The organism is Streptomyces synnematoformans, assembly GCF_039531005.1.
GTDB lineage: Bacteria > Actinomycetota > Actinomycetes > Streptomycetales > Streptomycetaceae > Streptomyces > Streptomyces synnematoformans.
Genome location: NZ_BAAAPF010000142.1, coordinates 1 through 17,352 on the forward strand (window position 1 = coordinate 1; position 17,352 = coordinate 17,352).

Below are 17,352 nucleotides of genomic sequence, written 5' to 3' on the forward strand. Positions count from 1 at the left end.
TGCCGTCGGCGGGCCGGAGCTGCGCTTCGGGCGACGCGGTGGCCGGGGCGGCGGGCGCCCCTGCCGCCGGGGCTCCCGGCGGCGCCGCCACGGCTCCGGAGCCGGCGGTCCCGGCTCCCTCGGCGTCCTCCGCGGGTCCCGTCGCCGGCTCGCCGGTTCCCGACCATGCCGCGGCACGCAGTGTCACTTCCGTCGTCCCGTGCGGCTCCAGCCCCAGCCGCCACACCAGCCGCCGCGCGCCGCTGCCCGTCTCCTCCACCGCGTCCGGCGGCGGCTGGGCGGTGACGGTGGTGCGGGCGCACCACTCCCCGCGGCGGTAGCGGAACTCCACCCCGTCCGGCAGTATCTCCCGGTCCCGTACCGCGTGCGGCTTGTCGTACACGCGGTGGTCGGCCCGTAACTCGAACTGGTCCGCGAAGTCCGCGTCGACCGTCAGCGCGAGCCACGGCTTCGCGGGCTCCGCGCGGTTGCCGGTGACCCGCAGGACCTCGACGAGCGTGCCGCCCGCGACGCGCTGCTCGCGGAAGACGGTGTGCGGCGGCGGCTCGTCGCGGCCGGTCGGCGGTACGAGCACGGAGCGGGCGGCGGCCGTACCGGCGGCGGAGCCGGTGGCCGGGGCGGCGGTGCCCGCCTCCGGCACCAGCACCGTGGGCACCGTCCCGTCCACCGTCAGCTGCCAGCGGCTCAGGTGCCGGGTGTCCCCGAGGAAGTAGCCGTCCGGCCGGGTGCCCCGGGCTCCGGTGATGTCCCCGGAGGCCGCCACCGCGGCGCACCCCCCGCCGTGGAAAAGAAGCCGGTGTTCCGCGCCGCCGCCCATGCGCGCGCCTCCCTCAGCGGGGTGTCATCCCGCAGTTACGTCTGGTTGGCACGCAAAACTAGCGCGCTGCTGTCGGGCCGACAAGCAGAACCGGGGTCGCACGCAAGCATGTTGCGGGAGCACGCCCCGCTGGCTCCTCGCCGCGAGGGCTTCACCCGCCCGCCGGCCGCGCGTTGCCCCCGCGGCACGTCCGCATGCTGAGACGGAGGGCCCCCGATTGCGTGATTCTCGCCACGCTTGATAAGAGCTGCGCTCAAACGAGCGCTCAAATGTGGGCATCATCTCTCGTATGCGCGGCACTGAGTGCCACCCTTCTTGCTTCACGACTCGAAGCCACCGCTGCGTTCCGTCACGCGGATGACCCGCCCCGGCTTGCCGATGCCCGCCCGTCCGGGATCGTCGTTAAGAGAAGTGAACAAGGGGCGCGGCTCCCGGTCGCCGGCAGGATCCCAGGCGTGAGGGCCGGAACCCCTCCTGATCGTCTACGCCTCATCCCTCCGAGCCTTCGATCTGGGTATGTTCCTCGCCGTCAGGGCAGCTCCCCGCCAGGGGTCCCACACGAGGAGTCGATCCCGTGCCGGAAAACCCGGAAAAGCCGGAAGAGAAGAAACCAGCGACGAAGGCGACGGCCCCGAAGCCGACCCCGAAGCCGACCCGGAAGGCGGCCTCGACGACGGAGTCCCCGGCGGCCGCGTCCGGATCCGGGTCCGCGCCGCAGACCGCCGCGGCCGCGACTGCGGCCAAGTTCGTCTACGACTTCCACGAGGGCAACAAGGACCTCAAGGACCTCCTCGGCGGCAAGGGCGCCAACCTCGCCGAGATGACCAACCTCGGGCTGCCCGTCCCGCCGGGCTTCACCATCACCACCGAGGCGTGCAAGGTCTACCTCGCCGACGGCGCCGAGCCGCCCGCGCTGCGCGACGAGGTCAGCGCCCACCTCGACGCCCTGGAGCGGCGCATGGGCAAGAGGCTCGGCCAGGCCGACGACCCGCTGCTGGTCTCGGTCCGCTCCGGCGCCAAGTTCTCCATGCCCGGCATGATGGACACCGTCCTCAACATCGGCCTGTCCGACGCCTGCCTCCCCGGCCTCGCCGCCCAGGCCGGCGACGAGCGGTTCGCCTGGGACTCGTACCGCCGCCTCATCCAGATGTTCGGCAACACCGTGCAGGGCATCGACGGCGAGCTGTTCGAGAACGCCATCGAGGCGGCCCGGAGCGCCAAGGGCGTCGCCACGGACGTCGAGCTGGCCGCCGCCGACCTCGAAGCCCTCGTCGGCACGTTCAAGGACATCGTCGCCCGGGAGACCGGCCGCCCCTTCCCGCAGGACCCGCGCGAGCAGCTGGACCTGGCCGTACGGGCCGTCTTCGACAGCTGGAACGGCGAGCGCGCCAAGCTCTACCGGCGCCAGGAGCGCATCGCCGGCGACCTCGGCACCGCCGTCAACATCTGCTCCATGGTCTTCGGCAACCTCGGCCCCGACTCCGGCACCGGCGTCGCCTTCACCCGCGACCCCGCCAGCGGCCAGCAGGGCGTCTACGGCGACTACCTGCAGAACGCGCAGGGCGAGGACGTCGTCGCCGGCATCCGCAACACCGTGCCGCTCGCCAAGCTCCAGGACCTCGACCGGGCGTCGTACGACGAGCTGCTGCAGATCATGGAGACGCTGGAGACGCACTACCGCGACCTGTGCGACATCGAGTTCACCATCGAGCGCGGCAAGCTGTGGATGCTGCAGACCCGGGTCGGCAAGCGCACCGCGGCGGCGGCGTTCCGTATCGCCGTGCAGCTCGTCGACCAGGGGCTCATCACCGAGGCCGAGGCGCTGCAGCGGGTCAGCGGGGCGCAGCTGGCGCAGCTGATGTTCCCCCGCTTCGACAACGGCCACAAGGGCGACCTGCTCGCCCGCGGCATCGCCGCCTCGCCGGGCGCGGCCGTCGGCAAGGCGGTCTTCGACTCGTACACGGCCGTGAAGTGGTCGCGCTCCGGCGAGCAGGTCATCCTCATCCGCCGCGAGACGAACCCCGACGACCTCGACGGCATGATCGCCGCCGAGGGCATCCTCACCTCCCGCGGCGGCAAGACCTCGCACGCCGCCGTCGTCGCCCGCGGCATGGGCAAGACGTGCGTGTGCGGCGCCGAGGAGCTGGAGGTCGACACCAAGCGGCGGCAGCTGACCGCGCCCGGCGGCGAGATCGTCGACGAGGGCGACGTCGTGTCCATCGACGGTTCCAGCGGCAAGGTCTACCGCGGCCGGGTGCCGGTCGTGCCGTCGCCGGTCGTGGAGTACTTCGAGGGCCGCATGCACGCCGGCGCCGAGGACGCCGACGAACTCGTCGTCGCCGTGCACCGCCTCATGTCGTACGCGGATCGCATCCGCCGGCTGCGGGTGCGGGCCAACGCCGACAACTTCGACGACGCCGCCCGCGCCCGCCGCTTCGGCGCGCAGGGCATCGGGCTGTGCCGCACCGAGCACATGTTCCTCGGCGAGCGGCGCGAGCTGGTCGAGCGGCTGATCCTCGCCGACACCGAGGAGGAGCGGGATGCGGCGCTCACGGAGCTGCTGCCGCTGCAGCAGCGGGACTTCGTGCAGCTCTTCGAGGTGATGGACGGGCTGCCCGTGACGGTCCGGCTGCTGGACCCGCCGCTGCACGAGTTCCTGCCGGACATCACCGAGCTGTCCGTACGGGTCGCGCTCGCCGAGTCCCGCCAGGACCACAACGAGAACGACCTGCGGCTGCTGCAGGCCGTGCACCGGCTGCACGAGCAGAACCCGATGCTGGGCCTGCGCGGCGTGCGCCTCGGGCTGGTCATCCCCGGGCTGTTCACGATGCAGGTACGGGCCATCGCGGAGGCGGCGGCGCAGCGGCGCGCGGCGAAGGGCGACCCGCGGGCGGAGATCATGATCCCGCTGGTGGGCACGGTGCAGGAGCTGGAGCTGGTACGCGACGAGGCCGAGGCCGTCATCGCCGAGGTCGAGGCGGCGCGCGGCGTGGCGCTGAAGCTGACGCTGGGCACGATGATCGAGCTGCCGCGGGCCGCGCTGACGGCCGGTCAGATCGCGGAGTCGGCGGACTTCTTCTCGTTCGGCACCAACGACCTCACCCAGACCGTGTGGGGCTTCTCGCGCGACGACGTGGAGGCGAGCTTCTTCACCGCGTACCTGGAGAAGGGCATCTTCGGCGTCTCCCCGTTCGAGACGATCGACAAGGACGGCGTCGGCGCGCTCGTCCGCGACGCGGCGAAGGCGGGCCGCGCGACCCGGCCGGACCTGAAGCTCGGCGTGTGCGGCGAGCACGGCGGCGACCCGGAGTCGGTCCACTTCTTCCACGAGGTCGGCCTGGACTACGTGTCGTGCAGCCCGTTCCGTATCCCGGTGGCCCGCCTGGAGGCGGCGCGGGCGGCGGCCGCGTCACCCCCGGCCACCTGAACCCGGGCCATTCGGACCCGGGCCATTCGGACCCGGGCCATTCGGACCCGGGCCATCCGGATCCCGGCCATCCGAACCTCCGGCCGTCGTCGGCGTTCGCCCTGACCCTCACCCGACGGCAGACCGGATCCGAGAGGGGCGGCGCCCGTGCGGGGGCGCCGCCCCTCGTCCCGGCGGCCCGCTTCTCTCCACGTCACCGCCGTAGTTTCCGGACGTACTCCGGGACCGGCAGGTCGGGACTGACGCCCGCGGCCGTCAGGGCGGGCCCGTAGACGTTGCGGACGGGGACGACGCCGGCCCAGCACTTGTTGCGTTCCACGTCGTAGGTCTCGTCACCCACGTCGCCGTCCCGGACCTTGGCGGCGGCACCGGTGATCTCCACTCTGATCAGCGAGGTCCAGTCCTTTTCGCAGGTGCTGGGGCGGCGGACCGCGGTGTCCGCCCAGCGGCCGGGCACGATGTGCTCGGTGAGCAGTTCGAGGGCCTTCTCCTTGTCCGCGTCGGCGACGAACGTGGGCCTGCCGTAGACCACGGCGGAGTGGTAGTTGATGCTGTGGTGGAACAGTGAACGGCCCAGCAGCAGACCGTTCACCCGCGTGACGGTCAGGCAGATCCGGTAGTTCTGATCGCTCTTGTGCTTGTCGACCTGCTTGGCCAGCTCGGAGTACGCGGCTCCGTGGAGATACAGCTCGGTCACCGTGCCGGAGGCCGGGGACGGTGCGTACAGGGACGGCACGACGCGCGGGATGTGCAGCTCGGAGCCGTCGCCCGGGCCGGAGGCCACCGACGAGACGTAACCGACGTGGCACGTGTAGTTCGCCCGCAGGATCGCGCCGACGGTCGACTTCCGGAAGTCGAACATGTTGCCGGTGTGCGGGCTCGACGGGTTCTTGAGGTACTGCCCGTCGCGCGGGTACTCGTCGGACTTCGCGGCCCCGCTGGCGACGACCGTCAGGGACTTCGCGGCGCTGGACGCGCCGTCCACCGTGACCTTCAGGTCGTACGTGCCGCCCGTGTCGGTGGGAAGCGGGAACCGGACCCCCGTCACCAGGCACGAGCCCGACAGGCGGAAGCCGGATTCCGCCTGGACGGGGTTTCCGTTCACGGTGAGGGAGACACTGGTCGTCTTCCCCTTCTTCGCCAGGCCGGTGCCGGAGATGGACAGGCTCTCGGTGGCGACCTGTCCGCCGGCCGACTTGCGGAGCCGTACCTCCGGCCTGCTGAGTTCGGTGATGACCGGGGCGGCGGACTCGGGCATGATCCACTCCTGCGGACACGGAACTGACCGCGCCGGGCGGCCACGGCACTCCTCACCGTGCCCCCCGCCGCCGTGCTCCGGCACCGCCGGTCGGCTGAAACCGGCGCCGGAGCGGTCACGTGCGGAAGGGGCCCGTCACCTCGTACGTGATGCCGCCCGAGGAACTGCCCGTGGTGCCGCGCTGGCTGGAGAAGTACAGGCGGGTGCCGTCCGGGGTGAAGGCCGGGCCCGTGATCTCCGAGCGGCCCTGGCCCTCGACGCGCAGGAACGGGGCGACGACGTCGTCCGGGGTGATCAGGCAGATCTCCATGGTGCCGCCGTCCTCCGCGACGTAGAGGTCGCCGGAGCGGCTGCCGGTGACGTTGTCGACGCCGGTGAGCGGGGCGGTGCCGGAGACGAGGGAGTCGTCGTAGGCCGGCTCCGGACCCTTCGGGCACGTCCCCGCCCGCGCCGCGGCTCCCGGCGGACGGACGGCGCTACTCGTCCGGCAGCGGCCGGGCCTCCGCATCCGCCCCGTGCAGCCGCAGGACACCCGTGCGCAGGGCTTCCGCCGCGGCCGCGGGGGTCATCCGGCCGGCGGCGACCTCCGCCCCCGCCGCGTGCCCGAGTGCCACGGTGGCGGCCGCCAGCCAGCGCGGCTCGGCGCCGCGGTCGAACTCCCCCGACTCCTGCCCGCGGCGGGCGATCCGCTCCAGCCGGTCGGTGATCGGACGGTGCTGCTCGCTCTCCTGCCGCCGGTCGGCGGGGGGCGGCTCGGCGTGCCGGAGGCCGGGGTAGCGGTCGGCGATCTCCCAGCTGACGTCGAGCAGCCGCAGCAGCCCGGTGGCGGCGGGGAGTTCGTCGAGGCGGGCGGAGTCCAGCGCGGCGTCGGTCTCCGCGGTGAGGCGGTCGAAGACGGCGGTGAGCACCTCGTTGCGCGAGGGGTAGTGGGCGTAGACGGTCTGGCGGGTGACGCCCGCGGCGGCGGCGATGGCCTCGACGCTGGCTTCCGGCCGCTCGCCGAGCAGCCGGACCGCGGCGTCGACGATGGCGGAGCGGCTGCGTTCGGCGTCGGCGCGGCGGCGGCGCGGCGAGGGGCGGTCTCCCGGGACTCCCGCGGACTCCTTGGCTCCCTTGGACGGCAAAGTCGTACACCTTGTCAAAGTTAAGTCGGGCGTTATATCTTACGCAGTGTAAGAGATAGCGCCTCCGGGTGCTACTTCGCCTATGCGTGCGGGCATGTCCCGCCACCGGGGAGAGCGACATGGCGGCCTGTGAGACGACCGACGGAAAGACCGACGAGGAACCCCGCGGGGAACCCCGCGAGGACGCGGGCGACGAGGCGGGGGACGAGGCAGGCCAGGAGACTGAGGGCCGGGAGGCCGGGGCCGGCGAGGAGGCCCGGCAGTTCGTGGCCGACCTCTTCACCTCCTTCACGCGCGAGGCCGTGGCGGACGGCGCCGACCCGGGCCCGATCGTCGACCGCTACTACACCCCGGACGCCGTGCAGACGGCCGACGGGATCCGGATCAACCGGGACCGGCTCGTGGCCCACATCCGCCCGGTCCGGAAGAACCTGTCGGACTTCGCGTTCGAGGTGCACGAGGCGCTGCGGGACGGCGAGCGGATAGCGGCCCGCTTCACCATTCACGCGACCGACCGCAGGGGGCGGCGCTCCACCACGGAGGTCCATCTCTTCGGCGAACTGGCCCCGGACGGCCGGATACGCCGTACGCACCAGATCTCCCGGACCGTCGAGGCCCCGGGGAAGGACACGGAGGCGGCGAGCGGAAAGGGGAGCCGCTCGTGATCGAGTCCCGCCACACGGTGCTGGGCATGGTGTGCGGTCACTGTGCGGAGATCGTCGGTGAGGAGATCGGCCGGGTGCCCGGCGTCACGGACGTGCGCGTGGACGTGGCGGCCGAGACCGTCGTGGTCCGGGCGGACCGCCCGGTGCCGGAGGCGCTCATCCACGCCGCCGTGGCGGAGTCCGGCTACACCCCGGGGTCCCCGCCCGCGGACGCGGCGGCGCCCCCGGAGGACCCGGGGGCACCGGCGCGCTCGTAGCGGCGTGCGGATGGTCAGCCGGTGAAGCCGGCGGTGATGCGGGTGAACTCCCAGTTCGGGCGGTCGCGGTTGACCGACCAGAAGGCCAGCCGGCCGATGTCGTGGGAGTTGGCCCAGTCGCGGATCTGGGTCCAGATCTGCGGGGTGGTGACCTCGCCCACGTCACTGTTGTTGTTCATGCCCGAGATGCCGATGTGGGCGTACGCCTCGGCGTCGGTCCAGCCGAAGACGGACGTGAGCTTGGCCTTCAGCCCTTCCGTGGCGTTGACGGTGTGGCCGTACATGTCCGAGTGGCCGCCGAAGTTGAACGGCATGATCGTGAAGTTGTCGATGTCGGCCTGGAGGGCGTGGGCCCGCTCGATCAGGCGGTCGCCCCAGGAATTGGGGCCGGTGTTGAGAGTGGGGAAGGTGAGGATGGTCCGCAGCCCGGGGTTGTTCTGCTTGACGATCTTGAGCGCGTTCAGGATACGGTCCTGCACCGCCGGGTTCTCGAACTCGTCGGTGTTCTCGATGTCGACGTCGATCGCGGTCAGGTCGTAGGCGTCGATCACCTTCTGGTAGGCGCCGGCCAGCGCCTGGGCCGTGGAGCAGTTGGGGCCGAGCTTGTTGCCGCTCCAGCCGCCGATGGACGGGACGACGTCGCCGCCGGCCGCGCGGATGGCGTTGACGGCGGCCTCGTCCTGGCCGCCGGTGAGCGGACGCTGGCTGTCCCACGCCGGGTTGCAGCCGTTCCGGGCGAGGATGAACGCCATCGTGTACCACTCGATGCCGGTCGCGCTCATCACCTCGGTCGGGCTCGGCGGGTTGCCCCAGCCCAGATAGAGGTACGGCGCGGCCTGGACGAAGCCGGGGCTGCCGCCGCCGTCCGGGTCGGTCGTGGCGTGCACCGCGGCGGTGAACGGCGAGGTGTTGCCGGCCCGGTCCCGGGCGCGGACGGTGAAGTCGTAGCCGGTGTCCGGCGCGAGCCCGGTGACGGTGGCGGTGGTGCCGGTCACCGTGGTGGCCAGGGTGCCGTCGCGGAAGACGTCGTAGCCGGTGACGCCGACGTTGTCGGTGGCGGCGTCCCAGGCCAGCGAGACGGAGGTGGCGGAGGTGCCGGTGACCCGGGGGGTGCCCGGGGTGCCGGGGGCCTCGGTGTCGGGCTGGCCGCCGGGGCCGTCGAGGCTGATGTCGTCGGCGTGGTAGGTGCCCTGCCCGTACCAGCCGTGGACGTAGACCTCGGCGCTGGTCTGGCCGGCGCCGGTGGTGAACGACGTGGTCAACTCGGTGTAGTCGGCGGCCGACGCCGTCCAGGTGGCGGTGCCGCCGGTCGCGCCGAGGTAGACGTAGCTGCCGCGCACCCAGGCGGACAGGGTGTACGTGGTGCCGGGCTGGACGGCGACGGTCTGGGCGCAGCGGGCGTTGCTGCTGGCGCTGGCGGCGCCGGCCAGCGCCTTGGTCCCGCTGTGCACGGGGCTGCTCACCACGGAGCCGGCGCCGTCGCTGCAGTTCCAGTCCGACAGGCCGCCGGACTCGAAGCCGGGGTCGTCCAGCAGGTTGGCGGCCTGCGCCGTGGTGGGCAGGGCCACGGCGCCGGCGCCGGCGAGCAGCGCGGCGCCCAGGCAGGCGACTATGCGGTTTCCGATACGCACGGGTCCTCCCGATGCGGTGGAGTGGTGCCCGGAGCACACGAGGGCGGGGGCGACCCGGGCGGTTGACGGCGAGAGCATGACGTGGGCATGACATTCTGACGGACGGCCGGGGATCGGACCGTCCCGTACGGGGGGGTTGGTTATTGGTCTGGACCTATCAACGGATTGAAGCGAAGCCCTCCGACGCCGTCAAGCCCCCGCTCCCGCCGGCCCCTCCCCGCGCGACGGGCCGGAGTCGCCGGGGAGGCCGCCCCTCTCCGCCTCGGCCGCCTGCTCGTCGGCGTGCGCGACGAAGTCGTCGACCATCCGGTGGAACAGCTCCGCGAGCCGCCGCAGGTCCTCCGGCGCCCACTCCCCCAGGGCCACCTGCATCCCCTGGCACGCCGCCGCGCGGACGCGCCCGATCGCGTCCCGCCCGGCCCCGGTGAGCTGGATGCGCTGCGCCCGGCGGTCGTCCGGATCCGGGACGCGGCTGACGTACCCGGCCTTCTGCAGCTGCTGCACCTGCCGCGTCACGTGCGACGCCTCCACCCCCAGCCGTCCCGCCAGCTCGCCGAGGCGCAGCGGCTCGGAGTCGTCGATCTGCCGCAGCAGCGCCACCGCCGCGCGGTCCAGCGGCACCCCGGCCAGCGCCATCAGCCGGTCGTGCTGCCGGACCCGGCTGCTCAGATACGCGATGCGGCTGAGGGCGCGCTCGATCTCGGCCACGTCCGGGGAGACGTTGACGGCTTCTGGCGACCGGAAAGACATGGCCTCACTTTACAAGGAGTTTGCTTGACTTAACCAACTACAACATGCTTGCGTAAGTCAAGTAAAGTCACTTCTCCTCGCAGGAGCCCACCCCGATGACAGACACCACCACCGCGGTGGCCGACAAGGGCCACGCCGACCGGCCCGGCCAGGCCGGTCCCGGCCTGACCCTGCTGGCGCTGGGCAGCGCCGGCCTCGTCGTATCGCTGCAGCAGACGCTGGTGCTGCCCATGCTGCCCCAGCTCATGCGGGCGTTCGACATCTCGGTCGCCGCCGTCTCGTGGGTCTTCACCGCGACGCTGCTCGCCGGGGCCGTCGCCACGCCGCTGCTGTCGCGCTTCGGCGACATGTACGGCAAGAAGAAGATGATCTCGGTGACGATGACGCTGCTCGTCGTAGGCTCGGTGGTCTGCGCGGTCTCCGACTCGCTCGCCCTGCTCATCGTCGGCCGCGCGCTCCAGGGCACCGCCGCGGCCGTCATCCCGCTGGCCATCGGGATGATCCGCGACTCCTACCCGCGCGAGCGGGTCACCACCGCCATCGGCGTCGTCAGCGCCACCCTCGGCGTCGGCGGCGCGGTCGGCATGCTCGTCACCGGCCTCATCGCCGACCACACCGACTCCCACCAGCCGGTCTTCTGGATAGCCGCCGCCATGGCCGCCGTCGGCCTGCTGTTCGTGCTCGTCTGCACCCGCGACTCCGGCCGCCGCGCCGGCGGCCGCCCCGACCTCCTCGGCGCCGCCCTGCTCGGCGGCTGGCTGGTCAGCCTGCTGCTCGGCATCAGCCAGGGCAACGCGTGGGGCTGGACCGACACCCGCATCCTCGGCCTGTTCGCCGCCGCGGTCGTGCTGTGCACCGTGTGGGTGGCCGTCGAGCTGCGCGTGCGCGAGCCGCTGGTGCGGCTGCAGATCCTCGTCGGCCCCAAGTCCCTCTCGGCCAACCTCGCCTCGCTGCTCCTCGGCTTCTCGATGTTCGCGGCCTTCACCCTGATCGCCAACTTCATCCAGACCCCCGAGGAGCAGGTGGGCTACGGGCTCACCGGCTCGGTGCTGGACGTGGGCCTCTACATGCTGCCCAGCACCTTCACCATGCTGATCTTCTCCGCCCTCTCCGGCCGGCTGGAGGCCCGGCTCGGCGCCGCCTGGACGCTGGCCCTCGGCGCGGTCGTCGCGGGCGTCGCGTACCTCTGGCTGGCGCTCATGCACGACACCGCCCTGGACATCATGATCTTCAGCGGCATCCAGGGCCTCGGCATCGGCATCGCCTACGCGGCCCTCGGCACGCTCGCCGTCCAGCACGTGCCGATGGACCAGAGCGGCATCGCCAGCGGCATCAACTCCCTCGTCCGCACCGCCGGCGGCAGCATCGCCAGCGCGGCGACCGCGGCGGTGCTGGCCGCGCAGGTCATCGACGGCACCGAGGTGCCGACCGTGGACGCGTACGTCCTCTGCTTCGTCATCGCCGGCGTCTCGGCGGGCGCGGCTGCGGTGATCGCCGCGGTCAACGGCGTACGGCACCGGGGCGGGTAGGCGGGCGCGGCGGCCCCCGGCCAGCCCCGGACGGCGGCGCGACGGCGGCGCGACGGTGGCGGTGGCGGCGGTTCCGGTTCGTGTTCTGCCCGGTCGGCGGCAGTACACTCGACCGCTGTGGCGGACACCCAGTACGAAGACCTGTTGCGACTGGTGCTCACCTCCGGGACGGCCAAGGCCGACCGGACAGGCACCGGCACCCGAAGTGTCTTCGGGCACCAGCTGCGGTACGACCTCTCCCGGGGCTTCCCGCTGATCACCACCAAGAAGGTGCACCTCAAGTCCATCGTGTACGAGCTGCTGTGGTTCCTCCGCGGCGATTCCAACGTCGGCTGGCTGCAGGAACACGGCGTCACCATCTGGGACGAGTGGGCCGGCCCGGACGGCGAGCTGGGCCCCGTCTACGGCGTGCAGTGGCGCTCCTGGCCCACCCCCGACGGCAGGCACGTCGACCAGATCAGCGACGTGCTCGACACCCTGCGCCGCAACCCCGACTCCCGCCGGATGATCGTCTCCGCCTGGAACGTCGCCGAGCTGGCCGACATGGCGCTGCCGCCGTGCCACGCCTTCTTCCAGTTCCACGTCGCCGAAGGCCGGCTCTCCTGCCAGCTCTACCAGCGCAGCGCCGACCTGTTCCTCGGCGTCCCGTTCAACATCGCCAGCTACGCGCTGCTCACGCACATGGTGGCGCAGCAGACCGGCCTCGAACCGGGTGACTTCATCTGGACCGGCGGCGACTGCCACATCTACGACAACCACGTCGAGCAGGTGACGGAGCAGCTGTCCCGCACCCCGTACGAGTTCCCGCAGCTGCGGCTGCGCAAGGCCGACTCGCTCTTCGACTACGCCTACGCGGACGTCGACGTGCTCGGCTACCGGCACCACCCGGCCATCAAGGCCCCGGTCGCGGTTTGAACACCGGGCTGATCTGGGCGCAGACCCGCGACGGCGTGATCGGCGCGGACAACGGCGTCCCGTGGCGGCTGCCCGAGGACATGGCGCACTTCAAGGCGACCACCCTGGGCCACCCGGTGGTGATGGGGCGCAGGACGTGGGACTCGCTGCCGCCGCGGTTCCGCCCGCTGCCCGGCCGGCGCAACGTCGTGGTGACGCGCGACCCGCGGTGGACGGCCGAGGGCGCCGTACGCGCCGGTTCCGTGGCCGAGGCGCTGGAACTGGCCGCGGGCGCCGCGGCCGCCGCGGCCGCGGGCGTGGAGCCGCCGGGCCCGGCCGGCACGGTGTGGGTGATCGGCGGCGGGGAGATCTACCGGGCCGCGCTGGAACACGCCGCGACGCTGTCGGTGACGGAGATCGACACGACGGTGGCGGGCGACACGTACGCGCCGCAGCCGGGCCCGGAGTGGCGGGTAGCCGAGGACGGCGGCTGGCAGGTCTCCCGGACGGGGCTGCGCTACCGGATCCGTACGCTCACCAGGTGAGCGCCGGGTGTCCGCGGCCGGGTGTCCAAGGGTAGGCGCCTCGTCTGACATCGAGCGGCGGCCCGCGGCGCCCGCGAAGGACACTGCTGCGGCCCCGGGTTGCTGTCAGAGGGCGTGGCTACCCTTGGGCGGGGGTGCGGGGTGAGGTGGTCTTCTGCCAGGCGCCCACGCCGAGTTCGCCCGTCGTGCCGAGGTCCAGCTCCGGCGTCACCGTCACCGGTGCGGCGCCGGGCTTCGCCCACACCCGTACGTACGGGGCGTTGACCGCCTCGCCGGCCTGGACGGTGTTGCGCCACACCAGTTGGGTCGTCGCGCGCTCCCCCGGCCGCAGCGCCAGCGCGCGGGGCGGAGCGTCGGCGCCGGTGCCGGAGGCGATGGGGGCGCCGCCGCGGCGGATGCGTACGCCGGTGATGGCCTCGTGGTCCTCGTCGAGGAGTTCCAGGCGCGGGTAGCCGTTCAGCCGGTGGACGCCGGTGCCGCAGTTCTCCAGGTGCAGCCCGACGACCCGCAGCCCCATCGCCGCGTCGCCCTCATCCGCGTACAGCCGCACCCCCGCCGGCGGGCACGGCCCGCCCGCCGACGGCGCCTCGTCCGCCGGTACGCTCCTGACGCTGCCGACCTGCACCTGCGCCCCGGTACCGCGGTCACCGCCCGCCGTCGGCCGGGAGACGTCGACCTGCCCCGGCACCGTGCGCCCGGCCGGCACCGACTCGACGACCGTCTCCGGGTACGACAGCACCTCCCCGGAGGGGGCGCGCACCTCGAAGGTGACGGTGTACGTCATCGCCTCCGTCCCGTGGTTGGTGACCTCGAACTCCACCCGCATGGGCTTCGGGCTGTCCTCCGCCGTACGGACGAGGGTGATGGCCACGCCGTCGACCTCCACCGGCGACGGGTTGCCGGGCACGGTCGGGCCCCCGGCGTCCACGGTCGCGTCGGCGGCCTCCGCACCGCAGCCGGCGAGCAGCAGCACACCGGCCAGGGCGAGGGGGGCGAGCCGTACGGGAGAGCCGACGCGGACGCGGCGTACGCGGGTCGGGCGGGTATCGGGACGCATCCGTCCAGTCGATCAGGAGGGGTGCGCCGCGGCTGTGGCGGGCGTCACTCCGTCTGATACAGCACGGTCACAGTTTGCCGTCACCGCCCGCCGTCCCCGCACGCGGTCACCGCACGCCGCCACCGCACACCATGCCCGTCCGACGTCTCCGCTTCCCGCCGCCGTCTGCCGTCACCGCTTGCCGTTCAGCGCACGGGGACGCGCGCCAGGCGGAGTTCGTGCGCGCCGTCCGCGCGTGCGGCCTCGAAGTAGATGTGCCACGTGCCGTCGGCGACGACCGCGTCCACGTAGCGCAGCGAGCCCGTGCCGTACGGGACCGTCGCCCACGGCTCCTCGGTGCTGAGCCGGTGCCAGGTGCGCAGGTCGTGGGAGAGCGCGAGGCCGCAGCGCTCCTCGTAGTTCTCCTCGTGGGAGGCGGCGCCGTCGTAGAAGCCGAGCCAGCCGGCGCCGGGGCCGAGGGGGACGGCACAGTTGAGCCGGGTCTGGAAGGCGTCCCAGCCGCTGCCGGTGGCCATGGCCTCACCCTGCCACACGAAGGTCGCGCCGCCGTCGGTGGAGACGGCGAGGCCCGTGGGGTGGGTGGTGACGCCGGTGTTGTAGATGTCGGCGGTGGCGTGCGCGCGGGCGGCGTCGGCGGCGGAGAGCCCGGCGCGCGCGTAGCTGGCGAAGAGGTAGGTGAGCGGGCCGCGCCGGAGCGTGTACGGGTCCTTGACCCCCTCGGTGCCGGTGCCGGCGGCGGTGAGCGCGGGGCGGGCCCCGGCGAGGTCGAAGGCGTCGGGCGCGGCGGCGTCGACGACGTCGATGCGCCAGCGGGAGTCGGCGGGGTCGACGTAGCTGAGGTAGAGCTGGTAGCCGCCGGGGACGGGCAGCAGGCTGAAGCGCTCCATCGAGTCGGTCCCCAGCTGCCGGCTCTCCACCGTCCACACGTCGGTGAAGTCCACCCCGTCGTCGCTGACGGCGACCGCGCAGCGCCAGCCGCGCTCGCCCCCGGCGTGCCCGCGGGGCCGCCGGCGGCGGTAGGTGAGCAGCCAGCGGCCCCGCTCCGGCTCGTGGAGCACCCCGGGGCAGCCGGTCCAGTACCCGGGCTCGGGGGCCTCGGGGAGCAGCACGACCTCGGCTTCCGCTGGGTCGAAGGGCGGCAGGGGCGCGCTGGTGCGGTGGCTCGGCATGGCGGTCAGCCTAGGAGCGGAGCCGCCGCGTGCGTAGCCCCGCGCAGGGTGACGTGCAGGTGAACTCGCGCGCCGGCGGGGCCGGTCAGGGGGCGCGCCAGGTGAGGGTGTAGCGGCGCAGTACGTGACGGCGGTACCGCACACCGGGGAGCAGCCGGTGCGCCTCGGCGCGGACCTCGCCGTAGCTCATGCGCGGGTCGGCGGCGGGCATGCCGGGCGGGCCGGCGGCGCGGCGCAGCACCTTCGTGACCCGTACGACGGGCGCGGCGGCGACGGTGACGGCCCAGTCCGCGAGCGTCGCCTCGCGGGCGAGGCCGGCGACGACGAGGACGCCGCCCGGGCGCAGCAGGTCGCGCATGCGGGCGAGGGCGGCGGCGAAGTCCATGTGGTGCACGGCGGAGACGGAGCAGACGAAGTCGTAGCCGGCGGCGGGCAGGTCGGCGGCGAGGAAGTCGTCCTCGACGAAGGCGAGGCGGGGGTCGCCGGCGGCCAGTTCGCGGGCGCGGGCGACCATCCGCGGCGAGCTGTCGACGCCGGTGACGCGCTGCGCGCGGGCGGCGAGCTTGCGCGCGAGGAGGCCGTCGCCGCAGCCCACGTCGAGCGCGTCGCGGCAGCCGCCGGGGACGGCGCGCAGGATGCCGGGGTGGCGCGCGACGTTGGTGTTCCAGTACGGCGTGAGGTCGGTGCCCTGCTGCATCGGTGCATGGTACGGACGACGGGGTGCGGGCGGGCGCGGAGTTGGCGGGCGCGGGGCGGGGGCGCGGGGCCGCGGACCAGGCGGGTACGTGACGTACCGGAGCGGCGGCCCGCGCGCGACCGCCGTACCGGCAGGGATATATGGCGCGTTCGTGCCCATAGGGGCACGCGTCCGTGCGCGCTCTCTTGACGCTCCTTCTCCGGAGCGTAACCATCCAGCGCAGTGGGAGAGCGCTCTCCCACACTCGCTCCCTACCCCCACCCACCCACCAGGAGGCCCCCGATGAGGAGATCGCGCCTCTACGCCGTGCTCCTGCCGGCCCTGGCCCTGGCCCTGTGCGTCACCGCACTCGGCGCCATCGCCGCCCCGGGCGAGACGGCCAGCGCGCGCACCGTCCCGGCCGCGTACGCCGCCGCCTCCGGCGACGACCCCGACGGCGACGGCTACATCCCCGCCGTCCCGCCCGTCACCGGCGTCCAGCCGTCCGACAAGGAGCCGCCGCACCGCTACTTCCACGAGTTCCAGGCCAACTGCTCCGTCACCCACACCGGGCCCGACGACCCGATCGTCCACCCCGGCGAGCCGGGCAGGTCCCACGACCACACCTTCATGGGCAACGACACCACCGACGCCTACAGCACCACCGCCTCGCTGGAAGCCGGCGGCACCGCGTGCAAGGCGCCCGGCGACAAGTCCGCCTACTGGATGCCCACGCTCTCCAACGCGGGCGAACCGGTGCTGCCCGTCGGCGAGCAGGTCATCTACTACAAGGCCGGCGTCACCGACTACACCAGCGTCCGCCCGTTCCCCAAGGGCCTGCGCTTCGTCGCCGGGAGCCCGATGCAGAGCGCCGAGGAGTTCCGCAACCACCCGGGCTTCGTGGAGGGCTGGGAGTGCGGCGAGAGCTACTTCAACGTCGACTTCCCCGCCACCTGCCCCGACACCCGGGACACCCAGCTCAACATCCGTATGCAGGCGCCCAGCTGCTGGGACGGCCGGTACCTGGACACGCCGGACCACCGGAGCCACATGACGTACCCCGTGGTGAAGCCCGGCACCAACAACAACGTCTGCCCGGAGACCCACCCGGTGGCCCTGCCGATGATCGAGTTCAAGATGGCGTTCCCCGTGAACGGGGACATGGCGCAGGTCACGCTCGCCAGCGGCCGCGGCTACTCCTTCCACTACGACTTCATCAACGTCTGGGACGACGCGACCCTCAAGGCGCTCGTCGACCACTGCGTCGTCGGCGGGCTGCAGTGCGACGCGCGCGGCTACGACCAGACCCACCCGGAAGCGGGCGCGGCCCTCAACGAGGACTACGAGCTTCCCTGACCCCCACCGCTGGAGGCCCCCTCCCATGCACCCTCAACCCCCCGCACCCCGCGGCGCCGCGAGACCCCCGGGAGTCACCGGGCCCGGGCACCGGTCCCGGTTCCGGCCGCGGGCCCTCCCGGCCGTGGTCGCCGCCGACGCCCTGCTCGCCGGCCTGACGGCCGCCCTCCCGGCCGCCGCGCAGCCGGCCCCGGAAC

General features: G+C 73.2%; 15 protein-coding genes and 1 pseudogene. 7 read left to right on the forward strand and 9 right to left on the reverse strand.

The window, feature by feature from the left end; all coding sequences use genetic code 11:
- Positions 1-763: glycogen debranching N-terminal domain-containing protein (locus ABD317_RS20525; protein ID WP_425582398.1), on the reverse strand; the 763-nt coding region annotated here is incomplete at its 3' end.
- A 628-nt stretch (positions 764-1,391) separates the two neighbouring features.
- Between ABD317_RS20525 and ppdK the strand changes: the two genes are divergently transcribed.
- Entirely contained in the window at positions 1,392-4,244 is a 2,853-nt protein-coding gene (gene ppdK / locus ABD317_RS20530; RefSeq protein ID WP_344291416.1) for a pyruvate, phosphate dikinase, read from the forward strand.
- Between the two features lie 193 nt (positions 4,245-4,437).
- Here ppdK and ABD317_RS20535 read toward each other — a convergent pair whose 3' ends face one another.
- The 3 genes and pseudogenes from ABD317_RS20535 to ABD317_RS20545 form a co-directional block, all read right to left on the reverse strand.
- A complete protein-coding gene (locus ABD317_RS20535) occupies positions 4,438-5,502 on the reverse strand; it encodes a pyridoxamine 5'-phosphate oxidase family protein (RefSeq protein ID WP_344291417.1) in 1,065 nt (354 codons plus the stop codon).
- A gap of 115 nt (positions 5,503-5,617) precedes the next feature.
- Positions 5,618-5,923, reverse strand: a pseudogene (locus ABD317_RS20540) (translocation protein TolB); the annotation flags it as partial.
- 55 nt (positions 5,924-5,978) lie between these two features.
- Positions 5,979-6,626 (reverse strand): TetR/AcrR family transcriptional regulator, encoded by a 648-nt coding sequence (locus tag ABD317_RS20545; protein ID WP_344291418.1) that lies wholly within the window; start codon positions 6,624-6,626, stop codon positions 5,979-5,981.
- Between the two features lie 119 nt (positions 6,627-6,745).
- Here ABD317_RS20545 and ABD317_RS20550 point away from each other — a divergent pair, with 119 nt between their 5' ends.
- Together ABD317_RS20550 and ABD317_RS20555 are read left to right on the forward strand one after the other, a co-directional pair.
- Positions 6,746-7,291, forward strand: a complete 546-nt coding sequence (locus tag ABD317_RS20550; RefSeq protein WP_344291419.1) for a nuclear transport factor 2 family protein — start codon at positions 6,746-6,748, stop codon at positions 7,289-7,291.
- Complete coding sequence (locus ABD317_RS20555; RefSeq protein WP_027755456.1) at positions 7,288-7,548, forward strand: cation transporter; 261 nt, start codon at positions 7,288-7,290, stop codon at positions 7,546-7,548. Before ABD317_RS20550 ends, ABD317_RS20555 begins: the two co-directional genes overlap by 4 nt.
- 14 nt (positions 7,549-7,562) lie before the next feature.
- Here the strand turns inward: ABD317_RS20555 and ABD317_RS20560 are convergent, their stop codons facing one another.
- Positions 7,563-9,179 carry a carbohydrate binding domain-containing protein gene (locus ABD317_RS20560; RefSeq protein WP_344291420.1) on the reverse strand — a complete coding sequence of 539 codons (1,617 nt, stop codon included), beginning with the start codon at positions 9,177-9,179 and terminating at the stop codon, positions 7,563-7,565.
- 189 nt (positions 9,180-9,368) lie between these two features.
- The gene (locus ABD317_RS20565; protein WP_344291421.1) at positions 9,369-9,929 is read right to left on the reverse strand and encodes a MarR family winged helix-turn-helix transcriptional regulator; all 561 of its coding nucleotides are present in this window, start codon (positions 9,927-9,929) and stop codon (positions 9,369-9,371) included.
- A gap of 95 nt (positions 9,930-10,024) precedes the next feature.
- Between ABD317_RS20565 and ABD317_RS20570 the strand changes: the two genes are divergently transcribed.
- From ABD317_RS20570 to ABD317_RS20580, 3 genes are all read left to right on the forward strand, one after another.
- A complete protein-coding gene (locus ABD317_RS20570) occupies positions 10,025-11,458 on the forward strand; it encodes an MFS transporter (RefSeq protein ID WP_344291422.1) in 1,434 nt (477 codons plus the stop codon).
- 117 nt (positions 11,459-11,575) lie between these two features.
- Complete coding sequence (locus ABD317_RS20575) at positions 11,576-12,373, forward strand: thymidylate synthase (protein ID WP_344291423.1); 798 nt, start codon at positions 11,576-11,578, stop codon at positions 12,371-12,373.
- Positions 12,370-12,897, forward strand: a complete 528-nt coding sequence (locus ABD317_RS20580; RefSeq protein ID WP_344291424.1) for a dihydrofolate reductase — start codon at positions 12,370-12,372, stop codon at positions 12,895-12,897. The genes ABD317_RS20575 and ABD317_RS20580 overlap by 4 nt, the downstream gene beginning before the upstream one ends.
- 118 nt (positions 12,898-13,015) lie before the next feature.
- Here the strand turns inward: ABD317_RS20580 and ABD317_RS20585 are convergent, their stop codons facing one another.
- From ABD317_RS20585 to ABD317_RS20595, 3 genes are all read right to left on the reverse strand, one after another.
- Positions 13,016-13,825 (reverse strand): DUF4232 domain-containing protein, encoded by an 810-nt coding sequence (locus ABD317_RS20585; RefSeq protein WP_344291428.1) that lies wholly within the window; start codon positions 13,823-13,825, stop codon positions 13,016-13,018.
- A 314-nt stretch (positions 13,826-14,139) separates the two neighbouring features.
- Positions 14,140-15,123, reverse strand: coding sequence for a glycoside hydrolase family protein (locus ABD317_RS20590; protein WP_344291425.1), 984 nt, complete (start codon positions 15,121-15,123; stop codon positions 14,140-14,142).
- Between the two features lie 85 nt (positions 15,124-15,208).
- Positions 15,209-15,820 carry a class I SAM-dependent methyltransferase gene (locus ABD317_RS20595; protein ID WP_344291426.1) on the reverse strand — a complete coding sequence of 204 codons (612 nt, stop codon included), beginning with the start codon at positions 15,818-15,820 and terminating at the stop codon, positions 15,209-15,211.
- A 282-nt stretch (positions 15,821-16,102) separates the two neighbouring features.
- On the opposite strand from ABD317_RS20595, the gene ABD317_RS20600 reads away from it, so the two are divergent.
- Entirely contained in the window at positions 16,103-17,155 is a 1,053-nt protein-coding gene (locus tag ABD317_RS20600; protein ID WP_344291427.1) for a DUF1996 domain-containing protein, read from the forward strand.
- Positions 17,156-17,352: the final 197 nt, after the last annotated feature.